Here is a 22,707-nt window from a genome sequence, read left to right as displayed (position 1 = left end):
GGGTGCCGCGACCCTCGCCGAAGCGCTCCAAGAAGACGACGGCTAGCCGGAAGGCCACGTCGGCGGCGGCGCCGGCGTCCGTGCGCACCCGGCTCGACGTCGATGAGCGGCGCGCGCAGCTCGTGGTTCTGGCCGTGCAGGCGTTCAGCGACCGGGCCTACGACGAGGTGTCCATCGACGCCCTCAGCGAGGCGGCGCACATCTCGAAGGGCCTCCTCTACCACTACTTTCCGTCGAAACGAGACCTCTACGCCGCGGCCCTCAAGCACACCGCCGAGGAGCTTCTCCAGGCGACGGCGCTGGTCGAGGCGCTCCCTCCCATTGAGCGGCTCCACCGCGGTCTCGAGACATACCTCGACTTCGTGGCGCGCCGCGGGCCTGCGTACGTGGCCTTGATGCGCGGCGGCATCGGCTCCGATCCGAGCATCGCTTCGATCCTCGAAGCGACCCGGCGTGCGTTTCTGTCCCGCGTGGTCGCCGGCATCGAGGAAGACTTCCCCGATCTCGGCATCGGCCCCGTCGAGGAGGCGAAGCTCGCGCCGGTGCTGCACGCGGGCTTGCGCGGTTGGATCGGCTTCGTCGAAGCGGGCTCCGTCGACTGGGTCGAGTCGCACGCGTCCTCTTCCGCGAGCGAGCGCGCAGCCTCTCGGCAAGCGCTCGTCATGCTCTTCAGCACCGTGCTCGGCGAGGTGCTCAGGCTCGCGCCTCCGCGCTGAGCGGCGGGCCCGAGCAGTCGAATCGTTCAGCCAAGCGCAGCGAGGACGTCGTCGATGGCGCGCGTCAGCTCGGTACGAATGGCCTCCTCGAGCGGATCGGCGGCCGGTGTGGCGAGCGAGGCTCGGAGCGCCGCGAGGGCCGGCGCGCTGCGTCGCTCCCCGATGCGTCCGAGCGCGAGCACCACGAGGTGTTTGCCCGCGCGAGGCACGGTGTCGTCGGCGAGCTCGCGCTCCAAGAGCTCCACGGAGCGCGGATCGGCAAGCTCACCGAGCGCCTCGTAGACGTGGAGCAAGACGCCCAAGTCGGGGCGCTTCTTTTCGTCGTTCAAGATCTCCGTCAGCCGGCGGAGCGCAGCGTCGCGCGCCGTAGCGGTCGCGGCGGCGCCGAGCTTTCCCATCGCGACGACGGCCGACGGCGCCACGCCAGGGACCGAGAGGTCAACGCGCAACACGGCGGGGAGCGCCGACGGATCGCCTCGCGCGATCAACGTGTCGAGGGTCTCGAGCAAGACGGCCGCGTCGCTCGACGAGAGGAGCGCTGCGAGGCCCGCGACGGCCGCCGGGCGGGGATCCGCAGTGAGGGCCCGAACGCGCGCGAGTGGATCGGTCGCCGAGGGCGCGCTCGCGCGGCTGTCGTCGACGTCGACGTCGTCGTCGGTCCGCGGAGTCCCGAAAGGAGCCGCGTGCGCGGGCCCTGGCGGCGGCGGAGGTGCACCCAGGTTGCGCGTCGCCGCGCGCGCTGAGGCCTCCTCCGGCATCGCGTTCGGCGTCGACGGCTCGCTCACACGAAGCGGCTTCTCCGCCTCGATCGCCAAGCGCGCGACCACCGAGAGGGCGCCCACGGCAACGCCGCCGGCGAAGGCCAGCGCGAGCTTCGTTTCGCGGCGAGCGCCCACTTAGCAGCCCGCGACGCTGCAGTAGAGGTTGCGAACCTGGCTCATCGACTTGGAGGGCTGACCGTAGCGACCCGGCGGCAACGAGGCCCACTCGTACGAGAGCTTCGACATCGCGTTGGAGAACTCCGTGGCCGTCATCGGACGCGCCGTCGGGATGGTCACGCGCCTGGTCGTGGAGACGAGGTACGCGGCGCCGCGCTCTTGGTTCTCCGGCTCGAAGCTCGGCAGGCCGGCGGCGCGCTTCACGGTGTTCCACGTCGTCGTCAGGAACTGGTAGCGCCCGGCTGCCGTTGAGCAGCTGCTGCCGAAGGCGATGCACACGTTCGGATGCGTCTGGCAGCTCGCGAACGTGCGGTGCGAGAACATGACGTTGTAGCCGTCCTTCGAGTAGTCGCGCGTGCCTTCGGCGTAGGCGATGGCGTCGTGAAGGGCCTTCTGGTAGCGGTGCACCGCGCCGTCCGCGCGCGAGGGTGCGCACGTTCCGCCGCTGGGCGCCGGGTTCGGTGAGGGATTCGGCGATGGGTTCGGGGAGGGGCTCGGCGCGCCGCTCACGCGAGCGAGGTACTTGCCGAAGACCCAACCCTGGTCGCCGCCCTGCGACTTGACGTTGACCCAGCCGTCTTCGCCGCTGGTGGTGACCGCCGTCACGCGATCGTTTTGCCGCAGCACGGCGACCACATCGGCGCTGAGCTCCGCTTCGTTTCGCAAGTTCAGGCGCGACGCGGTGACGCGCAGCGTGGCTCCGGCCGTCACGACCTCCGTGGCCGTCAGTGCCGCTTCGTCGGTCACGCCCTCGTCCCCGTCGGCAGGCGCGGCGCCGCAGCCGGGGAGGAGCATCGCAATGACCAGCACCGACGGCCCGAACTTCAGCATGTCGACCTACTGAGCAAGCACCGATCCAGCGCCGGCCTGACGCCGAACTTCCGTCCCCGGTGAAGATTGAAGGGCGTGAGCGTTCGCGCGACCCCGTTCCGTGTCTCTCTCCGGTGCTCGATCGGGATTTGGGCACGTCTTGGCGTCGCCGAGTGTCGGCGGCCGGTGACGCCAAGAGACAGTCGCACGATCCGGCTGTCCTTGCGTGGGAGCGCCAAACGTTGCTCTACTTGGGCCGGTGCGTCACCGATTCGCCGCGGCGCTCGCCAATCGCGTTCGGGCCCGCGCGATCGCGTGCGTGTTGGGCCTCGCGGTAGTGAACGGACCGCTGGGATGCGGGAGCGCTCCTCCGCCAGTGCCGTCGCCTGCGTCCGCCGGTTCCGTCGAGGCGCCGCCGCCGCCCCCGGTCCAGAAGACGATCGTGGCCGTTGCGGCGGGCGATCTGCATACCTGCGCGATGGCGCAAGGCGGGAGCGTCTTCTGTTGGGGCCGCAACAAGGACGGCGAGCTCGGAGACGGCGGCACCGCGGGCAATCGCACCAAGCCGCTTGCTGTGCCCAACCTGCGCGACGTCGAGCAGCTCGCCGCGGGGCACGGGTTTTCGTGCGCGCGGCTGAAGAGCGGCAAGGTGCGTTGTTGGGGCTCGGGCAAGATCGTCGGCGACGGGCGTGACGTCGACAAGGTGCGGCCCACAGAGGTCGTCGGCATCGAGGGGGCCATCGACATTCAAGCGGGCGGCTTCGTCGCGTGCGCGAAGAACCAGTCGGGCGGCGTGAAGTGCTGGGGCACGCCGAGTGTCACGAAGGGCGCGCCCGTCGCGGGGGCCGACGAGATCGCTGTTGCCGGGGCGCATGCGTGCGCGCGCTCGCTCGATGGGAAGATCACGTGCTGGGGCGAAGGGCTCGCGAAAAATCAGAAACAGTCCGGCCCCGATGTCGCGAAGGCCACGTCGATCGCGACCGGCGACTCCTTCGTGTGCGTCGTCGTGGCGGGCCAGCCGCGGTGTTGGGGCCGAAACGATCAAGGCGAGCTGGGCATCGCGCCCGACGGCGAGACGCGCGCCAAGCCCACGACCCTGAAGGGGGTCACGGGCGTCGCGAAGCTTGTGTCGGCGGCGGCGCGCTCGTGCGCGCTCGGCACCGATCGCACGGTGCGCTGCTGGGGCGCCAACAACGACGGCGAGCTCGGCCAGGGCACTCGTTCGATCTCGGCGACCGCCGGGCCCGTCGCGGGACTAACCGACGTGGTCGAGCTCGTGCTGGGCGCGGGCCACGCCTGCGCCCGCGTTGGCGAAGACGGCCAGCTCCATTGCTGGGGTTCGAACCGATACGGCCAGCTCGGCGACGGCTCGCTCGAGACGCGCACGAGTCCGGTGCGCGTCGTCTTCTGAGCGTGCCGACGCGCACGCGCACGACAGCGAGGCCCCTGCAGGTGTTTCACGGAGGGTAGCGTCGAACTCCACCTCCGTTCCCCACCCGCATTGCCGCCGCTCCTTCATTTCTCCGGTTTAGGCGTCTTTCTGTCGGGCACGCGGGTGCTACAGGACCGGCGTCGTTCGTGGAGGTTCGCTTGATTCGTGTCGCTGGTCTCGTCGTCTCGCTTGCCGCGTTGGTTGGCTCCTTGGTCGCCTGCAGCGACGGGTCGGGTGGTGATGCGCCCTCGCAGGCCAAATCCGACGGCGGCGCTCGCGTGATCATCGGTCAAGAGGACGCGGGCGCTTCGCCCACCGCGCCCGGAACGAACGGCGGAACCACGGGAAACACGAGCGCCACTGGCCTGTGCAAAGCGCTCACCGCGGCAGGGTCGGGCGCGCCCACCGCATGCTCCGATGCCGACGCGGGCACCACCGACGCGAGCATCACGTTGAAGAACGGCTGCGGCGAAGACGTCGAGCTGGTCTGGGTCGACTACGCCTGCAAAGAGGTCTCCTACCAGACGGTCGCCGCCGGGAGCGAGATCACGCAAGGCTCCTACGCCGGGCATCCTTGGCGCGTTCGTCTCGCCAAGGGCGGTGCGGTGGTCAAAGACATCCCGCGCCTCGCCGTCGGCAACACGACCGTGACGTTGCCATGAGGCCCTCTCTCGGACGACGCATGAGCGTCGGCGGCGCGGTCACGACGGCGACGTTTGGCCTCGCGGTCACCCTCACCCTCACCGCGGGTTGCTCCTCGCTCGCTGACGCTCCGAGCGGCGACGCGCGTCACGCGCACCCAGCAGGCCATCATCGGTGGCGCACTCGACACGACGCACGCCGCCGTGGTGACGCTGCGCTCGGCGCCTTCGGGCGGCGGCTTCTTCGAATGCAGCGGAACGCTCGTGAAGATTGATCCGGCCACCGGCGTCGGCTGGGTCCTTACGGCGGGCCACTGCCTCTCGAACTGGAAGCCCCAGACGGTGCTCCTTGGAGAGGATCCGGAGGCGCCCTCGACGCGGCGATTCTCCGTGCTCGACGGGAAGACGAACTACACAGGGAAGCCGGAGGTTGGCGCCCACGACGTCGCGATCGTGCGCATCCTAGGCGTCGACGCAACGACGCCCTTCGTGCCGCTCGCCACCGCGAGCGACGGCCTCTCGGTCGGCACGAGCGTCGTGAGCGTCGGCTACGGCCGCACCACCGCGAGCGGCCCCGACCCGGCCAAACAAGCGCGCCGCAACATCACGCGCAACGTCTCGGCCCTGGGCGCTGACTTCCTCCGCTACGAGATGAGCGACGGTGGCGTCTGCTCCGGCGACAGCGGTGGCCCGGTCATCCTGGGCACGGGCGCGAGCGCGCGCGTCGTGGGCGTGCACTCGTTCGTCGAGCCCGACTGCCTTGGCGTTGGCACGAGCGTTCGCGTGTCAGGCGAGCTCGTTTTCCTCGATGCCGAGCTTGCGGCGCCGCTCCCCGCGATGGACACGTGCCGCGTTTGCGCGAGCCGCGCCGAGTCTGGCGACAACACCTGCGCGAAGCGAAGAGACGCCTGCGTCGCCGACAAGGACTGCAAGGCGCTGCTGGATTGCCGGTCGGCGTGCGGCTCGCAAGCATGCGCCGATCAGTGCGCCAACAAGCACGAGGCGGGCGCTGGCCCGTACCTCGCGTTCCAGAGTTGCTCGTGCCAAGACGCCTGCGCCACCGAGTGCCGCGACGTGGCCGGGTGCAAGAGTCTGCCGGCGTGCGGAAGGGCGCTGCTGAAGGACAGCGCGTGCGACACGTGCGGTGGAGCGAGCTGCTGCGCCGAGCGGCGCGCGCTGTCGTTCGAGTCCGTCGGCGCGCGTTGCGTCGCGAACCCGAGCGACCCTTCTTGCGCCGCGAGCTCCGGCGGCAAGGGCTACGCGGCCTGCCTTGAGCGAAGCTGCGCGGCCGCGTGCGGCATCGCGGCACCGGCGGCGGCGGCGCCCGCTGCGTCGGTCGATGGGGGCGCCACGTCGCAGGCGCCAGCCACAGCGGACGCGAGCGACGGCGGTTGCGCCGTCGCGGGTCGTTCGACGCCGGGAGGCCTGTGGCCGCTCGCCGTCGCGATGCTCGCCCGCCTTGGTCGACGAAGGCGGGCGGCCGCTCAGGGCTTGCTGCCGCCGGCGGGCCGGCGGCGCGCCGATAGGCTCGATAACAGGGCGCACGTTGTAGTCGGCGGCGGCGCGTTCATGCGCCCTCGGGCCCGAGCGCACAGTCCGCTGGTGGGGCGATGGATCGTTCGCGGCTGCTCCTGCGGCTTGAGAGCCGCAACTGTGGTGTTCCGCCGCAGTGCGGGCCGCGATCCGGGCGGCGCGACGCTTGGCATGTTCCTCGATGGGGAGGCTGCATGAGAACACCTGCCTCGTTGGAATTGTTGGAGCGGGCCTTTGGCGGCATGGAGGACATGACAGGACCGCCCCGGCTCAACCAGGGTGAGCTGGCCGACTGCTTCTTCGTCGCGGCCGTGAACCAAGTCGCGGCCACGCCCGCTGGCGAGGCGCACTTGCGGTCGCTCGTCCAGTCCCTGGGCGACAACCTCTACGAGGTCATCGTCCACGACAAGGAGCGACCGGCGCACGTTGTTTTGCAAGGTCCCGGCCCGGTTGGAGCCGCTGGCGACAACGAACTGCGCGTCCTCGAGCGGGCCGCCGCCGTCCATTACGGCGTCGGTGCCACCGACATGGTCGCCGGCGAACGCGATCTCTACGAGCAGAGCGCGCTCGGGCGCGGCGGCTTTCCGGCGACGGCGTTCAGCATGCTCGGACTCGATGCCGTGGAACTCTCGGCGCAGGACGCCTTGCAGGCCGCGGCCCGTGGTGACGCTGACGCCGTGGTCATCGCCTCACGAGCCGTTGCGCCCGGAAGCGTCGAAGAAGCGGCGCTCAATGCCTACGGGCTCGTCCCAAGTCACGCCTACGAGTACGGCGGAACGAGGCGCGACGACGCCACGGGCGAAGAGTTGGTCTCCCTCCGAAATCCGTGGGGTACTGGTTCTCCAGCGCCGATTCCCAGCGAGATGGTTCCGCGCGTCCTCGCGTCCGGCACCCTAGGTCGGCTGCGCCGATAGCTCTTGCGCGCCTGGCGCTGTCCCAGCCTCAAGGGCGGATTTGCGATACGACTAGGCCATGTTGCGCCAGCATGCAGGACGTCCATGAGCCTCGTTCGGACGTGCGTTCTGGTCGCCCTCACTTCCGCGTGCTCCTACGACTGGACCACCACGCCGAGGGACGCCGGTTCCGCCGATGCGAGTCGGGATTGCCGCGTCAAGACCGATTGCCGCGCGGACGAGTATTGCGCCTTCCCGGACCGTCAGTGCGGTCGGGGGGCGCTGGGGGCCTGCCGCGAGCGTCCGCAACTCGACACGTGCACCGACGAGAAGGTACCTGGCGGTGTCTGCACTTGCGAAGCGATCGGCGAAACCTCGAGCGCTTGCCGGGCCGCGGCGACCGGTAGCGACGTTTGCGATGCGTCCAAGCCCACGTTCACGTGCGGCGCCACCGCTTGCGCCACCCCGTCACAGGTCTGCGTCGGCGTCAGTGCGAGCGATGCGGGCAAGGGGGCCGTCACGTACGACTGCGTTCCCCTCGTCTGTCCGCTCGAGGATTGCCCGTGCCTTCTCGCGGAGCATTGCGCCAAGAGCGGCGCCAAGGGCTTCTGCGCCGCTGGCGGGGCCGACGTGATCTGCACGCTCTAGGTCGCCGCTCCTTGCCGTTGGTCGCGCCGGGGCGCGATTGTGCCGCTATCCGTTCCCGGCGTCGCCTCGGTACGGGTTCGGCGGCGCCTTGTCGCCGTCCTTCGCCTGGGTGCCCGCGTCGACTGCAGCCGCCGGGGCGATGGGTCGAACGATGGCTCGAGGCGGTTGCCGTCGAGGCGCTTTCAGCTCCTTGGCGCTCGACGCGGCAATGGCCGTCGGGTCTTTGGGCGGCACGTCGCTAACCACAGCCGCCGTCGCGCTGCCGTCCTGCGCTCGAAGTCCGAGGGGGACCAGCACGGTGCTCTGGCTTGGTGCCGACGAGGGCGTCGGTGCTCCGGGCTCTCGCGAGAAGAGCCTGAAGCCAGCCGCCAACGACGACGCGGCCACGAGCGCCGCCAACGCGAGCCAACGGGAGTTTGATGGCGCATGAGCGGCCTTTGGCACCGCCACGGCGGCGGCGCCATCGAGCGTCAGGGTCTGCTTCTTGTCGTCTTGCTTGGTCGGCTGGTTGGCTGGGCCGGCGCGCGTTTCGGTGCGCTCAGGCGGCACGAACTCGTCTTTCGTGACGTCCAGCGATCGGAGCAGGTCGCGTCGTGTGCGCAGAAGATCACCCGCGCGCGCCTCGACGGCGTCGGCTACCTCGTCGTGGCTGGCAAGCCCGTCCGCATAGGCGCGCACCGCTTGTTCGAGTTGTTCGGCAAACGCCCGTGCCGAGGCGGGGCGTTCCTCGGGATCCCTCGCGAGGGCGCGAAGCACAACCTCGTCGAGTTCGGCCGGGACGCCCGCCGCGACGGCGCTCGGTGCCTTGACGCTGCACCGAAGGACCGCCGCCAGCGTCGAGCCTTCGTTGACTCCTTGAAACAGCCGCTCACCGGTCAGTGCCTCCCACAAGACGATGCCGAGCCCGAAAACGTCGATGCGCCGGTCGACAACGCCGCGTTCCACGTATTCCGGCGCCATGTACGCGAGCTTGCCCTTGAGCCCTCCCGTCAGGGTGCCCGGGCCCGTGTTTGACAGGCTCTTCGCGACACCGAAGTCCGTCACGCGCGCGATGCCGTCTTTGCCCACCAGAACGTTGTGTGGCGTCACATCGCGATGCACGACGTCGAGCGAGCGGCCGCGATCATCTTTGAGCTCGTGGGCCGCGTGAAGGCCGTGGGCCGCGTCTAGGACGATGCGCACCGCGAGCCGTGCGCGGGTCGTGGCGTCGTCACTCAAAGGAACGAGCTCGGCCAGCGACGCGCCCTCGACATAATCCATCACGAGCAGAAGCTCGCCATCGAGGTCCTCTACGTCTTGCACGGCCACGACGTTCGGATGGTGAAGCCGCGACGCGAGTCGAGCCTCGGCCACGAAAAGTTTGCGATAGGTCGCGTCGTCGGCCAGATGCGTGTGCGCCCGCTTCACGGCGAACAGGCGCCGCGTGCCGGCGGCCGCCGAAAGCCGCCCGACGTAGACGGTTGCCATGCCGCCGGCCGCGATCTTGTGGAGAAGCTCGTAGCGTGACGTCGCTGGCAAAAGCGGCGTGGAACCTGAGCTAGGCAACGGCTGTCTCACGGCAGCCTCGCACCCGACGGCGGGCCACCCGCGCCTTCTGCGACGCGGCGGACGGAGGAGCGCCCAGCGCCGTCGCGGTCCGGTGCGCGCCAATCGACGGCGAAGACGCCAAGGGCGAGCGTCGCGAGGGCCGTGACGCTCAAGGCGCCCAGAAGCAGGTTGGTTCGAATCTCCGCATTGCGCCCTCGCGCCGCGGCCGCCTCGTCGCTGGTGTCACGAAGGAACGCGTCGTGTTGGGTCTTGGTGTCGAGGGCGGAAGCGCCGAAGCCGACCGCGAGGCCCGCGGTCAAGGCGCCACCCACGGCGACCACGAGTGGCGGGAGCCCTGCTCGCACTGCGGCAGCGGCCGGCGGAGGCGTGACAGGCGCGGAGACCGATTGGGTCGCCGGAGTTCGCGATGGGACCAGCTCGTGGCTCGAACCTCCGGCGAGATCGACCGCGCGCTCCTCCTCACGCCCGTCACCGACGATGACGATGCGCACAGGGCCCGGCGACACCCATCGGGCGCGTCCCGTTTCCAGGGGCACGCCCCCGATGGTGCCGCTGCACACGACGGGTGGCGGGCAGACGAGCACCACGCGTGCCGCCTGCCGCCCTAGCCGGCGGCGTGCCTCGAGCGCTGCGTCGAGGGCCTGACCGCGCGCGTCGGCGCGCTCCGCGAGGTTCATGGCCAGCACGGCGTCCGCACTGCGTGTCGCGGCCTTGAGCGCCAGTTCGAGCGCGATGGCGCTCGGGACGCGCTCGTCGGCGGCACTCAGCTCCCTAGCAGCCGTCGCATAGTCACCCGCGTCGTAAGCGGCGGCGCCCCGGTCGTAGGCGGCGGCGGCGTCTTGGCTTGCATCGGCGTGGGCCAGATCCGCCGCGGCGACACCCCAAAAGGCCGTGGCTGCGAACAGGAGCGCGCGGGGCTTGCGAGAGCGCATCGGCTACGACTTTCCGAGACCGTGTTTGGCAAGCAGGCGACCGAGGTAGGTGCGGTCGAGGCCGGAAACCCGTGCCGCCGCGGACTGGTTGAAGCCCGTGCTCTCGAGGACCTTCGCGAGGTAGAGCCGCGTCATGCGATCGGTGACGGCGTCTTTTTGTTCCGCATACGGGCGTGCCGCGTCGATGACATCGAGGAGCGCTGCGTCGAGTCGTGCGAGCCGCGGCGCCTCCTCTGAGGGAAGCTCACCCAAGGCCAGGTAGGCCAGCACCGCATGGCGCAGCTCGCGGACGTTCCCCGGCCACGCGCGCTTCGTAAGCTCCAAAATGACCGGCTGAGGCAAGTCCATGGCGCCGCCCTGCCGGGCGAAGGCCCGGGCCAAGAGCGGAATGTCCTCAGGGCGATCACGCAGGGCTGGCAACGCTACGGTGACGGCGGCGATGCGGAAGTAGAGGTCTTCGCGGAATCGGCCCGCCTTCATTTCGGCTGCCAGGTCGCGGTTCGTGGCCGTGACGAGGCGCACCTCGACGCGCCGAGTCGAAGGCTCACCGAGCGGCTGAATGAATCCCGTCTCGAGGGCGCGGAGCAACATCGGCTGAAGGTCGAGCGGCAGCTCGCCGATCTCGTCCAAGAAGAGCGTCCCGCCGTCGGCGCACTCGAAGGCCCCCTTGCGGCTCTCGGTGGCACCAGTAAACGCGCCGCGGCGGTGTCCGAACAGCTCACTCTGGATGAGGCCTGCGGGGATCGCCGCGCAATTGACCGCGATGAACGGCCCGGCCTGTCGGGTGGATCCGCCGTGAAGCGCCAACGCAGCTAGCTCTTTGCCGACGCCCGATTCGCCGGTCACCAACGTCGGAACCAGCGAGCCCTCCAGTCGCAACAAGAGCGCGAAGACCTGTCGCATCAGCAAGGACGTTCCCAACATGCCGCGGAAGGAGTCTTGTTCGACGAGCGCGAAGCCGCCGAGCGACGGGTCGTCAAGCTCGAACGTCAAGGTCGCTCCCCCGACGGCGACGGCGGCGCCCGGGCCCAAGATGGCGCGCTCGATCCGCTGCCCCAAATAGTAGGTCCCGTTGTGACTCCCGAGATCGGTGACGCGGACACCCTCCGGCACCAACTCGAGTTCGACGTGTTTGCGCGACACGGTGCTGTCGGCAAGCACGAGGTCGCAGGGCGGTTGCGAGCCTACGACGACCTTGTCATCCTTGAGCCGCACCCCCACGGGCCTCGCACGAACGCCCTCCACCCGCACTCGCATGGCGAGAGGGCGGCGCGAGACTTGGCCGCGCAGGATCGTTTGCGTGCTCGCGCCGGGCTTTGCGACCATGAGGCTCGGGCCGCTGTTATTGCGCCCCTCGGCGGAGCTTACCGCAACTTGCGGCGCGCCATCGGGCGGCTCGCCGCGCGCTGCGCTCATGGGCTGCTCTCCCCCCGGACACGCGGGAAGGCTCGGTAGATGGGTGCACTCTGCATGACGCGCCGTTGGGATGCCGTGAGCTCAGGCGTGTTCTTGGGGCCGCTGGGGGCCATCAAGTTGTTGGTGTCGAGGCACGCTCGTGCCTTCGGGGCGCACGTCGGTGTGTCGAGCAAGAGGTCGTCGGTCCCATCGTCTTCGGACGTGTGCATGAGGCCGGCAAAATGTCCGAGTTCGTGCAGCATCGTGACGGCATCGTTTTCTGCGCTCGACTCGGGGTAGAGGGCCACGGCGATGGCGGCGCGCGTCCCGCCACCGGGGTCGGCGAACCCCGGGAGACCGAGCGTGTAGCCGTAGAGCGGTGCGCCGTCCGTGTACGACATGCGGTTGGTCAACGCCACGGCCACGGTGCCCGGCTGGCTCGGGGCAGCTTGCCGGAGAAGCTCGGCGCGGGCGTCTCCGCTTTCGGCAGCGGCGTAGCGTGCCTCCATGGCGCGGGTCGTCACGGTCCCGCGCGAGATCCCGACCGACACCCAAAGGAGCGCGAAGAACGCGTCGACCCGCGCCGCGATGGCCGGGTCGCCGACGGCATCGTTGGCGCCGATGGGGCGGCGAACGTCGCCCTCACCGACGAGAAGACCGTCGGGAACGAACAGCTCGAGGTCCATGAGGCCTCCGTGGAACTGGCCGTCGTCGGTCCTCTGAACGAGCAGGCGCAGGGACGAGCCTTCGGGCCCTTCGGCGAGCACGGACCAAGGTCCGGCCACCGGCCCGTCGTTGATGCCCCAACTGCTCGTCACCGCGGCCGCCCCGCGTACGCCTTGTCCAAGGGGACGCGCCCCGCCCTGAGGAACGAAGTCGACGACCGCGCTGCGGCCTGCCGGATCGCGCAGCTCGCGCACCCCCGAGACCGCGCGCTCGGATCCGGTAGGAGTCCACATCGCCAGTGAAAAGCCCAACGCGCCGCGCGGGACCTCGAAGACGACGGGGGTCTTCGCGAGGGCTAGGTCCATCACGGACACCGATGGCGCGTTCGCGCCGGTCCCAGCGTCGGCAGACGAGGCACCGGTCGGAGCCGCCTCGAGCGGCGCGGTGCACGCCAAGGCGGCCGGCAACAGCAAGGCGAGCGTTCGCGTCATTTCCCGGCGGGGCCCGAGGGGGTCGGCGTTCCGCCGAGGCACTCGATCATTCGAAGCTTGTCGCACGTCGTGAGCTGTTCCAAGCAGGCGAGGCTCTGGGCGGAGGCCTTGGTGCAAACCGAGTCGCATGGGTTGTTGGCGCCGCACACGCGCCCGAGCGAGGCGTTGCAGCGGGTCACGCACGCAGGCTCCGGCGCGGGCGTGTCCGACGCCGGTGGCGCACCGCCTTTCGCCGTACCGCCATCGGCGGTGTCCGTCGCGGCCACCGGCTTGGCGGCGGGAGCGGCGGCGTCTGGCGCTCGCAGCGGCGCCGAGTCGCGCTCCGAGTCGTCCTCCTTGGGGCTCTGAATTTCGCCCGAGCATGCGTTGAGCGTGAGCAGGGCGAACAGGGTCGAAACGCTGGCAATGGTTCGAAACATGGGGGACTCCTTGGTTGTCCCCTCCTCAGCAAACTGCGCGCCGTCCTGTCCTTCGTCAAAGCTCTCGGGGATTGCCCGATAACTCACCGCCCATGCGGCTTTGACGCCGCACCCGCGCGGCGCAGCGGACCACCGCGCCCCGCGGTAGCAGGGCCGTGGCCGCGCTTCTGGTCGCCGCGCGCGTCCGCGTCTTGCCGACTTTAGGGAGCGCCGGAGCGAGGGGGTGCCCGGTGAGCTCGGTAGTAGGTGCGCTCTGCATCACGCGCCGCTGCGAAAGACTGAGCTCCGGGACGTTCTTCAGGCCTGCCGGCGCCATCAGCTTGTTCGCGTCGAGGCAGACCCCGGGCTTCGGGTGGCACGTCGGCGTGTCGGCCAAGAGGTCCATGAGGCCGCCGTGAGTGATCCTCATCGAGCAAGCCGCGCGCGGCCGTCTGCCAGTGTTGCAGCGTGGGGCGCCCACGTCCCGGGAGGGGCCCTCACTCGCGAGACCACGCCTCAACTTTTCTTAGCCTCGTGCAACGAACGCCGGCCGCTCCGGCCAACAGGAGGTCAAGGAGCGGTCGCATGAGCCAGGCCGAGGAGAATGCACGTTTCGAATCGGAGCACCAAGCACGCCTCGACGAGGCGGCGCGACTCTTGCTGGAGGAGACCCGCGAGAAGGACCCCGTCCGCCGAGCCGAGCTGCGCGAGCGGCGTCTCGGGCTCGAAGCCGTCACCCGTGCCCTCTTCGAGCAGCGCGTCGCCGTGCTCTTGCAGAGGGATCGCATCGCGCGCATGCTCGCGATGGAGGAGGTGATCAACCGGGCGCCTTGGATCCGCTCTGTGCGGGGCGCCGATCGCACCGACCTTCGGCCGAACGGGTGCTCGACCTGCGCGAACGCGCCCGCGCGCTTCACCGATGAAGGCATTCGGGCCAGCCACAAGTTCGGGGAGCCTCACCAGGTGAGGCGAGAAATTCAGGCCAAGTTTCCGCGCTACGTCGACGAGCGACAACCGCTGCGCGTTCACGTCGTGAGCAAAGAGGAGATCACGAGGACGCTTCCCGGGGCAGGGGCGTTCGCGACCCATGCTGGCGATATCTACATACCGGCTGACGCCTCGCTCCGAACGGTTACGCACGAGGTGCTTCATACGCTCACGGCGCCGGGTTGGTATGGGCGGGTTCCGAGGACGGTGAACGAAGCGGTGACCGAGTTCCTGACGCGTCGCATGGGGAGGTTCCCGCCCGATGGTACGCTGCTACACGCCAAGGCCTACGAGGGCAGTCAGCGGCTGATCAGCGACTACGTCGCGGCGAACCCGGCGCGCGAAGACGCGCTCGCGAAGGCGTACCTAACGGGAGACTTCGGCGATCTGGACCGACTCGAAGACGCCTCCATGCGAGGCTCGGTCTTCGCGATGCTTCACGGCCCTTCGGCTCAGCGCTTCCGCGACTGGGACGCTCGGTTGGCGAACGTCCTCCCCGGCTCATCGTTGACCATCGACGACGAAACGCTCTCTCCGCCGCCGCCGCCGGTGTCACCTCCCGTGGAGGCAGGCCGTGCCTACTAACGTTCAAGAAGAGTTCCTCGCGCATCTTCGCCTCATCGACGCACAAGCCGAGCGCCTCGCGCGCACCGTCGAGGCGCGACCGGCGCTGCGCAAGGACTACGCGGAGGAGGCCGCAGCGTTAGAGGTGCGCCTCTCGGTCGTGGAGCGCGCTCTCGCGGTTGTGGGCCCCGATGCCCTCGCGGCGCTTCGCCCGGCTCTCTCCGAAACGAAGCTGGACCTCCGCTTCGTCCAGAAGGAAGGTGAGTTCATCAGCTGCCGGCTCGCTCGCTTCCTTCGGTCGCCGCGCGTCGAGGTGCCGGAGCTGCTTCGAAGGCTCGACGATGTCGAGGCTCGTGTCGCTTCGGCCGGCGAGGCCAGCGCCGACCTCACGCGCCCAGAGGCCGTGGAGCTCGCCCAGCAGCTCGACGAGATCGAGCTCAACCTTCAAGCGTTGTGGCCGGGTGCCCTCGAAGCGCGGGGAGTGCAACTCGAGCGAGCGCGACGGCGCCTCCTGGCGATCGTCCGCGCTCCCGCCGACGGCCTCCGCGACCGGGCTCTTCTCACGGGGTGATGCGCCTCTCCTTGCCACGTTGCCGCGACGAGCGCCTATCCTCGTCCGAGCAGGGCCGTCGGACGTCCCCGGGGCCGAACCGAAAGGTGTTCACCAGGAAGTAGCCGGCTAACGTTGGTCCGTGGCCGAGGCGTCGGTGTACGCTTGCCATGATGGTCGACGAAGAGACGGGGGCGATGGGGGCGAGCCGCGTCGTCCGTCAGTCAACGCGCGCGAGCCGGGCCTCGTCCTTTCGTACGCGCCGACGGCGAAGGACATGCCTTCCGTCGTCATTCTCGAAGAAGGCACCTGCGTCTTGGGACGCGACCCGCCACCGGGCGGAGTCACGTTGCCGCTGACGTCGGTCTCTCGCGTGCACGTTCGGGTGCATCGGAAGGCCGACCGGGTGTCGGTGCACGATCTCGGGAGTCGGAATGGCGTCTTCGTGCGCGGTGAGCGCGTCGATGCGGCGGAGCTGCGGCCCGGGGACGATCTCCGCATCGGTGATGCGGCCTTCATTTTTGTGGCCGACGGCGCCCGCGCGTTCGTGGGCTCTCGCTTCGACGGCGTCGGCGAGACGCCGTTCGCGCACGCACCAATCGCCTGCGGGCCGGCGAGCCGAAGGGTCTTCGAGGAGCTTGTTCCCATCGCTCGCTCGGAGATCCCCGTCCTCGTGTTAGGCGAGACGGGAACGGGCAAGGAGCTGGTCGCCGAAGCCATTCATTCGGCGAGCCGTCGGAGCGGCGCCCTCCGCGCGCTCAACTGCGCTGCGATCGCGCCGACGCTCGTCGAGAGCGAGCTGTTCGGATTCAAGAAGGGAGCCTTCACAGGCGCGGAGCGTGACAATCCGGGCATCGTGAAGGCCGCTCACGGCGGAACGCTCTTCTTGGATGAGGTTGGCGACTTGCCACCGGAGGTCCAGCCAAAGCTCTTGCGCCTGCTCGAGTCTCATGAGGTCGCGCCCGTGGGCGCCGCGCGAACCGAGATCGTCGACGTTCGCGTCGTCTGCGCCACGCACGCCGACATGGAGGCGCTGGTTCGCAGCAAGCGCTTCCGCGCGGACCTCTACGCGCGCATTCGTGGACACGTGGTCCACCTTCCGCCGCTTCGCGCGCGCAAGGAGGACATGGTTCGCCTCGTCACGGCGCTCCTTCATCGTATCGGTCGCGCCGAAGCCGAACTCTCCGTAGCCTTCATGATGGCGCTGCTCCGCCACGACTGGCCCTTCAACGTTCGTGAGCTCTTCTCCGTCTTACGGCGAGCGGTAGCTTTGGCGCCGCCCGGCACCGTGCTCGATGTCGCCCACTTGCCTGACGAGCTGTTGGTGCCCGCGGCCTCCGAGGGGGCGAAGGTGACTCCCGCGACGACCGACGGCGAGGACAAGCCGCCGATCCCCTCTCCCGACGAGCTGCGTGAGGCGCTCCGGCGCTCCGGTGGCAACGTCGCGGAGCTGGCGCGCATCTTTCGTCGCGATCGCTCGCTCATCCATCGCTGGCTCAAGCTTCACGACATCGATCCGTCGTCCTACCGCACCGAATAACCCTCGCCGGCGTCGCCGACGAACGGCGCTCGTCGTCCTCAGGGGCGAGCTAGCTTCTTTACACCGTTGCCGGTGCCCCAGTAGTAGGCCGCGGTGTCGATGGCGAGGCCTCGCGGCCGATCTTCGCCGCTCGCGTGCGTGGTCTGGCCCGTCGTGCAGCCGACCGTCGGACACGAATGGATACCGCCGTCGACGAGGCCACCGTCGGCGAGCTCCGTCCAGGCCGTCCAGTGGACTCGGTCGCCATCGATGGTGAGCGCTCGCGGGTGCCCGAAGGCAGGCCCGAGCACTTGCGATACGCCGCCGTCGCGCGGCGCGCGAGCAAGGCTGCCCGGATCGCCGACGTCGTTGGCCACGGCCCAGTACACCCAGGTGTCATCGAGGGCCACCTCGCGGCCCGAGGTTCCCGTCTTTCCGATGAGCGTCTTCCCGCCGTCGCTCTCGGAACGGAAGACGCTCGCGGAGAAGTCGACGATCCAGAAGGCGTTCGGTGCGCCGCCCGCGAGGGCCATCGGGCGACCCCCGGCGACGTCGACGACGGTCTGCTCTGCGCCGCCGTCGAGGGGCCTCCGACGGATCTGATCTCCGTTGCTGTCGGTCCAGTAGGCGTGACTTCCGTCGACGGTGAGGCCCGTCGCTTCTGCCCCGTTTTGGGAGAAGACCTCGGGAGCGGCACCGCAGCCGGCCAGCGGACATCGCGAGACCCAGCCGGGCAGGTCGCCGTTGGCCCAGTAGAAGTGCGTGTCCGTTGCAACGATGCGCTTTGGCACCGCGACGTGCGGCGCCGTGGCGAGGGGCTCGACGGCGCCGCCGTCCTTCGGGACCCGGGCCACGAGGTTGGTGCTTATGGCTGTAAAGTACACGTGAGTCGCGCTGAGTGCCACCGCTGAGACGGGGCCCTGGCCGTTCGCGAGCGCCGTCGCTTCACACTGGCCGTCGCGGCACTGGCCACCGAGACACGAGTGGCCGCAGCGGCCGCAGTTCTCAGGGTCGGCCGCGGCATCGCAGCGGCGCGCAGCGTCATCGCCGACGTCGATTCCGGCGTCCGACGCGTCCTCGGTGCCCGTGTCTCCGACGGTGCCGTCGTCGGCGCCCGTTTCATTGCGCCCCGAGTCGGCGCCGCTTGCCGGCACCGCCTCCAGGTCGTTGATGCCGATCAAGAGACCGCAGGCCGGCAGGAGTGCGGCCAAGAGAAGAGCCAGCGCGCGTCGCGCCGTCACCATCGGACCACCGCACCGACGCGGCCAAGGCCGAGCGTCGGGGTGACGCGCGCCCCCGTTGGGCTTGCCGCTGTTGCCCACAGGATGACGCCCGTCGCGAGGAGCGCGCCGCCGACGGAGAACGTTGCCGTCGAGGCCGTGGCCCACGAGCGCGCGGCGTCGTTGGCGCGCAGCGCGTCTTGGTCCGCACACGGTCCGTCGACGGGACACTTCGCTTTGGCGGTGCCGTTTTCCGATATCGCGACGAGCCCGGTGATCGCGCCGGCAGCGACGCCCGCGACGCCGACGCCGCCGAGGACGAAGGCCCAAGTGCGCTGCGGGGAGCGCGCGGCCGGCTCTTCCGATGAAGCCCCGGTCGTGTCGTCGCTGCTCGGCGCTTCGCCGAACGTAACGTTGACCGACACCGTCTGCCCCGCGGGAACATCCACGCTCTGGCGCCACCTCTCGCCGCGTCGCGACGTCGCCTCGACGAGGTGGGGGCCCGGGTCGACGGGAATCGCAGCTCCCAGCTCCGAAGCCACGAGGGCAACTCCGTCGCGCGTCACTCGCGTATCGGCCTCATGGCCCGCCGCTGCGAGGATCGTGAGGCGGCTCAGGTTGCCGGCGAGCGCGGCGGCGCGGGTGCGGGCCTTCGCCTCCCACTCGGGGCGCGCCGTCGCCTTGTAGGCCGCGGCGGCGCTCAGGTAGGTCGCCCACGCGCTCGCGCTGCGGCCGCTCTTGTCGTAGCAAACGGCGAGGTTGTATTCGGTGCCCGGTCCCGGATCGAGCTTCTGACTGCCCTCGAGCTTGGCGCAAGCTGCGATGAAGTCACCCTTGCCCATCAACGCGCGGCCTTCTTCGAAGAGCGCCTGTGCGGCCGCTGTGTTGTTGGCGCCGGCCGGCGTCGTCGCGATCACGAGCGCTGCAAACAGGGCGACGAAGACGTGGCGCTTCACTTGCGGTCCGACGGCGTGTCCAAGTCGGCAGGCCGGCTCGCGTCAGGACGCGTCGTGCCGGCGTCCGTCGACAGCAGGACTGGCGCTGCCGCGCTCTGAGGCGGCGCCGGACGATGCGTTCCCGTCGTCGTGGCGGCGCTGCTCGGCGCGGTCGTTCGCGGCAAGGCGTCCGGTTCTTGCGTCGGGGCAACGCCAGTCGGCGACGGTGTCGTCGTCGTCGCTTGCCCGACGGCGGGCGGTGACGTGGGAGTGGTTGCCTCGACGGCCCGCGCGCCGGGGCCGAAGCTCATCGAAGCCCCCACGCCAAGAATGACTCCGGCGGCCAAGAGCACGGCCGCCATCACCGTGCGACGAGGGCTCCGTTCCGTGCGTTCAGGCCCTTTGGCGTGGGTCACGACGGCTTGGTTTGTCTCTTCGCGGCGTCCACCGGCGCTCGCGCCTGGAGGCGCATCTTGAACGGGTCGCTCCGCGCGCGTCGCCTCGGCATCCCGAGACGAGCTCGCAAGGGGCGGCGCTGCCGCCTCGCCTGCGGCGGGCATCGATGGGACCGAGCTTCGTTCGATTTCCTCGATGAGCTCACTGCGTTGGCTGAGCTCGACGCCCGCCACCGACTCGACCCAAGCGGCGACCTCCGTTCGCGACGCCGCCTTGAACGCGCCCTCGAGGGCTTCCGCGAAGGCGTTCGCCGTGGCGAAGCGTTGCGAGGCTTGGCGCTGCAGCGCCTTCTGGAGGGGCGCGTCGAGGGCGCCGAGGTCTCCGCCGGGCAAGGGTCGGTACGTTGGCTCCATGACCTTTGGCAGCAGCGACGGATCCGACGCTTGTCCGAAGTAGCGCTCGCCTGCGAGCATTTCCCAGATGACGATGGCGGCGCCGTAGATGTCGACGCTTGCCGTCGCCGTGTCATCGAGGAGTCGCTCCGGGGCCATGTAGGCCAGCTTGCCTTTGACGTCGCCGTTCGTGGTCGCCGCGAGACGACCGAAGGCCTTGGCGATGCCGAAGTCGAGGACGCGCGCGACACCATCGACGCCAACAAGCACGTTCTGCGGCGAGACGTCGCGATGGACGAGCCCGAGCGGCTTGCCCCGTTCGTCGCGGGCCGAGTGGGCCGCATGAAGGCCATGCAGAATGTCGACGGCGATGGTGACGGCTACCCCTGCCGGCACGCGCCGGGCGGCGTCGTCGGGCCCCGCCACGAGTTGCGACAACGCCCGACCGTGGACGTAGTCCATGACCAGCAGCACTTCATCGCCGTCGATCGCGACGTCGTGCGTGGCCACGACATTGGGATGGTGAATGCGCGCGGCGATGCGGGCTTCGTCGAGGAACGCGTCGACGAAAGCGCGCTCCTTGACGAGGTGCGGGTGCATGCGCTTGATGGCGACGAGCCGCGAAAAGCCTGCCGGCCCGACGAGGCGCCCCAAGTGGACCCTCGCCATGCCACCGGCACCAAACTGCCCGAACAACAGGTAGCGCCCGACGGTGCGATCAAGGCGCGAGAGGTCGGCGGGCATGCCGAGGAAGGATACCAGCGGTCCCGCTGGCCGGTGGAGTTCTGAGAGCGGCGGCGGCGGGTCACGGTCACGGTCACGGCACCTCGAACCCTCGCGACCCCACAGTTTTCAGAGCCTTGCGGGCCGCCGGCGTCGGCGCGGCCGTTGCACCACCGCCGCCATGCCCATTGTCATCCCGACGTTGCGAAGCCTTGCCCTTGTCTCTCTCGCTGCCCTCAGCGCCTGTGTGGTCGAAGTCGATGACCCGCCGCCTCCCTCTGCTGCGAGCGACGATGGCCCAACGGGCGCCGACCCTGCGTCGGACCGCGCGGGCGCCGTCGCTGCGTCCGGCGAGGCAGCGCAGTCCCCCACGTTTCGCTCCCTCTCGCTCACTTGGAAGATCCAGAAAGCCGACGGCGCGAAGGACCAGTGTCCCGCCAACTATTCGAAGCTCAAAGTGCACGCGAGCGCCATCTCGGCCTCCGACACGCGCAACGGCGACGCCTTTGTCACGGTCTTCGACTGCAACGCCGGAAAGGCGACCCTGCGTTTGCAGACGTCCGGCGACGAAGCTGAGCAGCGCACCGCCGACGGGTCGCTCGTGAAGGGTACGGCCAGCGCCATGACGGGGAAGTACTCGATCACCATGGTCATCACGGAGCCGTCTGGTGAGGTCGATTTCAGCGCGACGCGCTCGCAGGTCGTCGACCTCTCACGAGGCGACGCGAGTCTCGCGTTCGTGGTGACACCAGGCGCTAGCCATCGGCGCACCGCCTGGGGACTCAAGGCCAAGTCGACCGGTGATTCGCTGAGCTGCGCCGCCTCCGGCGCCGACACGATTCGCGTGAAGAGCAAGCGGGTGCAGCTCCCCGATCAGGCGCCGGACCCGTCACCGAAGGAGACGATCCAAACGTTTCCCTGCGAGAGCGAACCGTCGAACGTCACCTGCTTCGGGTGCGCCGGCGCCGGCACCAGCACGCCCCTCGAATATGGGTACTACGCAACAAGCATCGAAGCGCTCGCGAACGGCACCGTGATCGGGACGCTCCCCTATGACGACACCGGCTCGCTCGTGCGCGTCGACCGTGAATCGGTGCGCCTGCTGAAGAACGCCGGCAACCCAGACAGCGCCGACGTCTACATGAGCTCGAGCTTCTTCCTTGAGGTGACCAACCGCTGACCACGCCTCGCAGCAGGCCCGCCGACGACGGCGTCGCTATCGGCCCGCATCACCCTCGTCCAAGAGCTCGTGGTCGAGCATCGTGTCGCCCTCGAAGAGGAAGCGCCCCCGGAAGGGCCGTCCCGCGAGCATCATCGGAAGCCAGAGGCGGTCGTCGCTCCACATCTCCTCGTAGGGGAGCGCATCAAGCGGGGTCCACAGCGGAACGGCTTCGTCTGTCTCGCGCACCGTCCCTTCGCACGCGTCTGCCGAGAAGACATAACACTCGACAGAGTAGCCATCGACGAACTGGAAACGCAGGTGGCCGCGGCGCCGCGGCTCACTGGGCGTGACGCCGACCTCTTCTTGCGTCTCTCGAATGGCCGCTTGCTCCGGCGTTTCTCCCGGCTCAATCCGCCCTCCGGGAGCGTTGATCTTGCCAGCGCCGAGACCGCGCTTCTTTCGAATCAGGAGCGCCTCTCCGCCACGCATGACGAACAAGAGGACGGCCACGTCTTTTGGGACCCAGGTGTCCCACGCGATGTCGGAGAGCGTCTTCACGCGCCTCCTTCTATCAGGAACCGCGTCCGGCGAGCGGAACGCAGTCAGCCTCGCAGCTCAGGCCGCGACGAGTCGCTCGACGGCATCGCTCAGGCGCTGCACGAGATCGCGAAGACGGTCACCGGAGCCGTGGGGCGCGTCTGGGCCGGCATCAACGCTCGAAGCCGCAACGGCGCCGGACGCCGGACGCGGTGGCTGGGCAACTTGGTCCACCTCGAGCACGTAGTGGGCGGGATCAAACGTGCGCTCGCTCCGCGGTGCAATGGCGCGGATTTCATCGGCTCGGAGCGTGGCTGGCTCCTCGTCCGAAAGCGACGGAGAGCCCCGCTCGCTGGGCGCGATGTCGGGCAGTCCGTAGGAGCGGACCGTGTCCGGCGCAGCTTCCTCGTCGAGGGGCTGAACGACGACCTCGCGCCAATGGGGCGAGTCGACGTCTGCGGTGGAACGAAAGAGAAGAGTGAAGCTCATGAAGGACTCCGCGAGCACTAGGCGTGCCAAAGGGGGAGACACGCGAATCACCGAGAAAACCTGCGGCGTGGAAGGAACCCGGGACCGTGGAGAGGCATTCCTGCCGCAGCCCTGAGTCTCGATGGCCACGCCCACCCCCCTCCAAACGGCGCGCGTCCGACTCGGCTTACACCCGCGGGTGACGTTTCTCGG

23 protein-coding genes are annotated in these 22,707 nt (G+C 69.5%); 10 read left to right on the top strand and 13 right to left on the bottom strand.

Features of this window, described 5'->3' with window-relative positions:
• The first annotated feature begins 2 nt into the window (after window positions 1-2).
• Window positions 3-716 (top strand): TetR/AcrR family transcriptional regulator, encoded by a 714-nt coding sequence (locus IPG50_13950; protein MBK6693291.1) that lies wholly within the window; start codon window positions 3-5, stop codon window positions 714-716.
• A gap of 26 nt (window positions 717-742) precedes the next feature.
• Here the strand turns inward: IPG50_13950 and IPG50_13945 are convergent, their stop codons facing one another.
• Together IPG50_13945 and IPG50_13940 are read right to left on the bottom strand one after the other, a co-directional pair.
• Entirely contained in the window at window positions 743-1,612 is an 870-nt protein-coding gene (locus IPG50_13945; GenBank protein MBK6693290.1) for a hypothetical protein, read from the bottom strand.
• Window positions 1,613-2,485 carry an SH3 domain-containing protein gene (locus tag IPG50_13940; protein MBK6693289.1) on the bottom strand — a complete coding sequence of 291 codons (873 nt, stop codon included), beginning with the start codon at window positions 2,483-2,485 and terminating at the stop codon, window positions 1,613-1,615. It abuts the gene before it with no gap.
• Between the two features lie 238 nt (window positions 2,486-2,723).
• Here IPG50_13940 and IPG50_13935 point away from each other — a divergent pair, with 238 nt between their 5' ends.
• From IPG50_13935 to IPG50_13915, 5 genes are all read left to right on the top strand, one after another.
• Window positions 2,724-3,875, top strand: coding sequence for a hypothetical protein (locus tag IPG50_13935; protein ID MBK6693288.1), 1,152 nt, complete (start codon window positions 2,724-2,726; stop codon window positions 3,873-3,875).
• A gap of 179 nt (window positions 3,876-4,054) precedes the next feature.
• Window positions 4,055-4,558, top strand: coding sequence for a hypothetical protein (locus tag IPG50_13930; GenBank protein MBK6693287.1), 504 nt, complete (start codon window positions 4,055-4,057; stop codon window positions 4,556-4,558).
• A 54-nt stretch (window positions 4,559-4,612) separates the two neighbouring features.
• Window positions 4,613-6,268 (top strand): S1 family peptidase, encoded by a 1,656-nt coding sequence (locus tag IPG50_13925; GenBank protein MBK6693286.1) that lies wholly within the window; start codon window positions 4,613-4,615, stop codon window positions 6,266-6,268.
• The gene (locus IPG50_13920) at window positions 6,265-6,984 is read left to right on the top strand and encodes a hypothetical protein (GenBank protein MBK6693285.1); all 720 of its coding nucleotides are present in this window, start codon (window positions 6,265-6,267) and stop codon (window positions 6,982-6,984) included. Before IPG50_13925 ends, IPG50_13920 begins: the two co-directional genes overlap by 4 nt.
• Before the next feature lie 84 nt (window positions 6,985-7,068).
• Window positions 7,069-7,611, top strand: coding sequence for a hypothetical protein (locus tag IPG50_13915; GenBank protein ID MBK6693284.1), 543 nt, complete (start codon window positions 7,069-7,071; stop codon window positions 7,609-7,611).
• 45 nt (window positions 7,612-7,656) lie between these two features.
• Here IPG50_13915 and IPG50_13910 read toward each other — a convergent pair whose 3' ends face one another.
• Genes IPG50_13910 through IPG50_13885 form a run of 6 tightly spaced genes read right to left on the bottom strand, consistent with a single transcriptional unit; the run spans window position 7,657 to window position 13,471 of the window.
• The gene (locus IPG50_13910) at window positions 7,657-9,156 is read right to left on the bottom strand and encodes a serine/threonine protein kinase (GenBank protein ID MBK6693283.1); all 1,500 of its coding nucleotides are present in this window, start codon (window positions 9,154-9,156) and stop codon (window positions 7,657-7,659) included.
• 8 nt (window positions 9,157-9,164) lie between these two features.
• On the bottom strand, window positions 9,165-10,091 hold the full coding sequence (locus IPG50_13905) for a hypothetical protein (protein ID MBK6693282.1): 927 nt from the start codon (window positions 10,089-10,091) through the stop codon (window positions 9,165-9,167).
• Window positions 10,092-10,094: 3 nt separating this feature from the next.
• Window positions 10,095-11,507, bottom strand: a complete 1,413-nt coding sequence (locus IPG50_13900) for a sigma 54-dependent Fis family transcriptional regulator (protein MBK6693281.1) — start codon at window positions 11,505-11,507, stop codon at window positions 10,095-10,097.
• Window positions 11,504-12,643, bottom strand: coding sequence for a hypothetical protein (locus IPG50_13895; protein ID MBK6693280.1), 1,140 nt, complete (start codon window positions 12,641-12,643; stop codon window positions 11,504-11,506). The genes IPG50_13900 and IPG50_13895 overlap by 4 nt, the downstream gene beginning before the upstream one ends.
• Window positions 12,640-13,062: a hypothetical protein gene (locus IPG50_13890; protein ID MBK6693279.1), complete on the bottom strand. Its 423-nt coding sequence runs from the start codon at window positions 13,060-13,062 to the stop codon at window positions 12,640-12,642. Before IPG50_13890 ends, IPG50_13895 begins: the two co-directional genes overlap by 4 nt.
• Before the next feature lie 55 nt (window positions 13,063-13,117).
• On the bottom strand, window positions 13,118-13,471 hold the full coding sequence (locus IPG50_13885) for a hypothetical protein (protein ID MBK6693278.1): 354 nt from the start codon (window positions 13,469-13,471) through the stop codon (window positions 13,118-13,120).
• A gap of 155 nt (window positions 13,472-13,626) precedes the next feature.
• Here IPG50_13885 and IPG50_13880 point away from each other — a divergent pair, with 155 nt between their 5' ends.
• From IPG50_13880 to IPG50_13870, 3 genes are all read left to right on the top strand, one after another.
• A complete protein-coding gene (locus IPG50_13880) occupies window positions 13,627-14,613 on the top strand; it encodes a hypothetical protein (protein MBK6693277.1) in 987 nt (328 codons plus the stop codon).
• Window positions 14,603-15,163 carry a hypothetical protein gene (locus tag IPG50_13875; protein MBK6693276.1) on the top strand — a complete coding sequence of 187 codons (561 nt, stop codon included), beginning with the start codon at window positions 14,603-14,605 and terminating at the stop codon, window positions 15,161-15,163. Before IPG50_13880 ends, IPG50_13875 begins: the two co-directional genes overlap by 11 nt.
• A gap of 256 nt (window positions 15,164-15,419) precedes the next feature.
• On the top strand, window positions 15,420-16,682 hold the full coding sequence (locus IPG50_13870; protein MBK6693275.1) for a sigma 54-interacting transcriptional regulator: 1,263 nt from the start codon (window positions 15,420-15,422) through the stop codon (window positions 16,680-16,682).
• Window positions 16,683-16,720: 38 nt separating this feature from the next.
• Here IPG50_13870 and IPG50_13865 read toward each other — a convergent pair whose 3' ends face one another.
• From IPG50_13865 to IPG50_13855, 3 genes are read right to left on the bottom strand one after another with little or no spacing between them, the layout of a single operon-like run.
• Window positions 16,721-17,905, bottom strand: a complete 1,185-nt coding sequence (locus tag IPG50_13865; protein ID MBK6693274.1) for a hypothetical protein — start codon at window positions 17,903-17,905, stop codon at window positions 16,721-16,723.
• Entirely contained in the window at window positions 17,899-18,837 is a 939-nt protein-coding gene (locus IPG50_13860) for a hypothetical protein (GenBank protein ID MBK6693273.1), read from the bottom strand. Before IPG50_13860 ends, IPG50_13865 begins: the two co-directional genes overlap by 7 nt.
• Window positions 18,834-20,348, bottom strand: coding sequence for a protein kinase (locus IPG50_13855; GenBank protein MBK6693272.1), 1,515 nt, complete (start codon window positions 20,346-20,348; stop codon window positions 18,834-18,836). The genes IPG50_13860 and IPG50_13855 overlap by 4 nt, the downstream gene beginning before the upstream one ends.
• 160 nt (window positions 20,349-20,508) lie before the next feature.
• Between IPG50_13855 and IPG50_13850 the strand changes: the two genes are divergently transcribed.
• A complete protein-coding gene (locus tag IPG50_13850; protein MBK6693271.1) occupies window positions 20,509-21,507 on the top strand; it encodes a hypothetical protein in 999 nt (332 codons plus the stop codon).
• Window positions 21,508-21,543: 36 nt separating this feature from the next.
• Here IPG50_13850 and IPG50_13845 read toward each other — a convergent pair whose 3' ends face one another.
• Window positions 21,544-22,047 carry an 8-oxo-dGTP diphosphatase gene (locus IPG50_13845; protein MBK6693270.1) on the bottom strand — a complete coding sequence of 168 codons (504 nt, stop codon included), beginning with the start codon at window positions 22,045-22,047 and terminating at the stop codon, window positions 21,544-21,546.
• Between the two features lie 57 nt (window positions 22,048-22,104).
• Window positions 22,105-22,515 (bottom strand): hypothetical protein, encoded by a 411-nt coding sequence (locus IPG50_13840; GenBank protein MBK6693269.1) that lies wholly within the window; start codon window positions 22,513-22,515, stop codon window positions 22,105-22,107.
• Window positions 22,516-22,707 lie beyond the last annotated feature (192 nt).

The sequence above is a fragment of the Myxococcales bacterium genome (assembly GCA_016703425.1).
Lineage (GTDB): Bacteria > Myxococcota_A > Polyangia > Polyangiales > Polyangiaceae > JADJCA01.
This window is presented reverse-complemented; position numbering and strand designations above follow the sequence as displayed.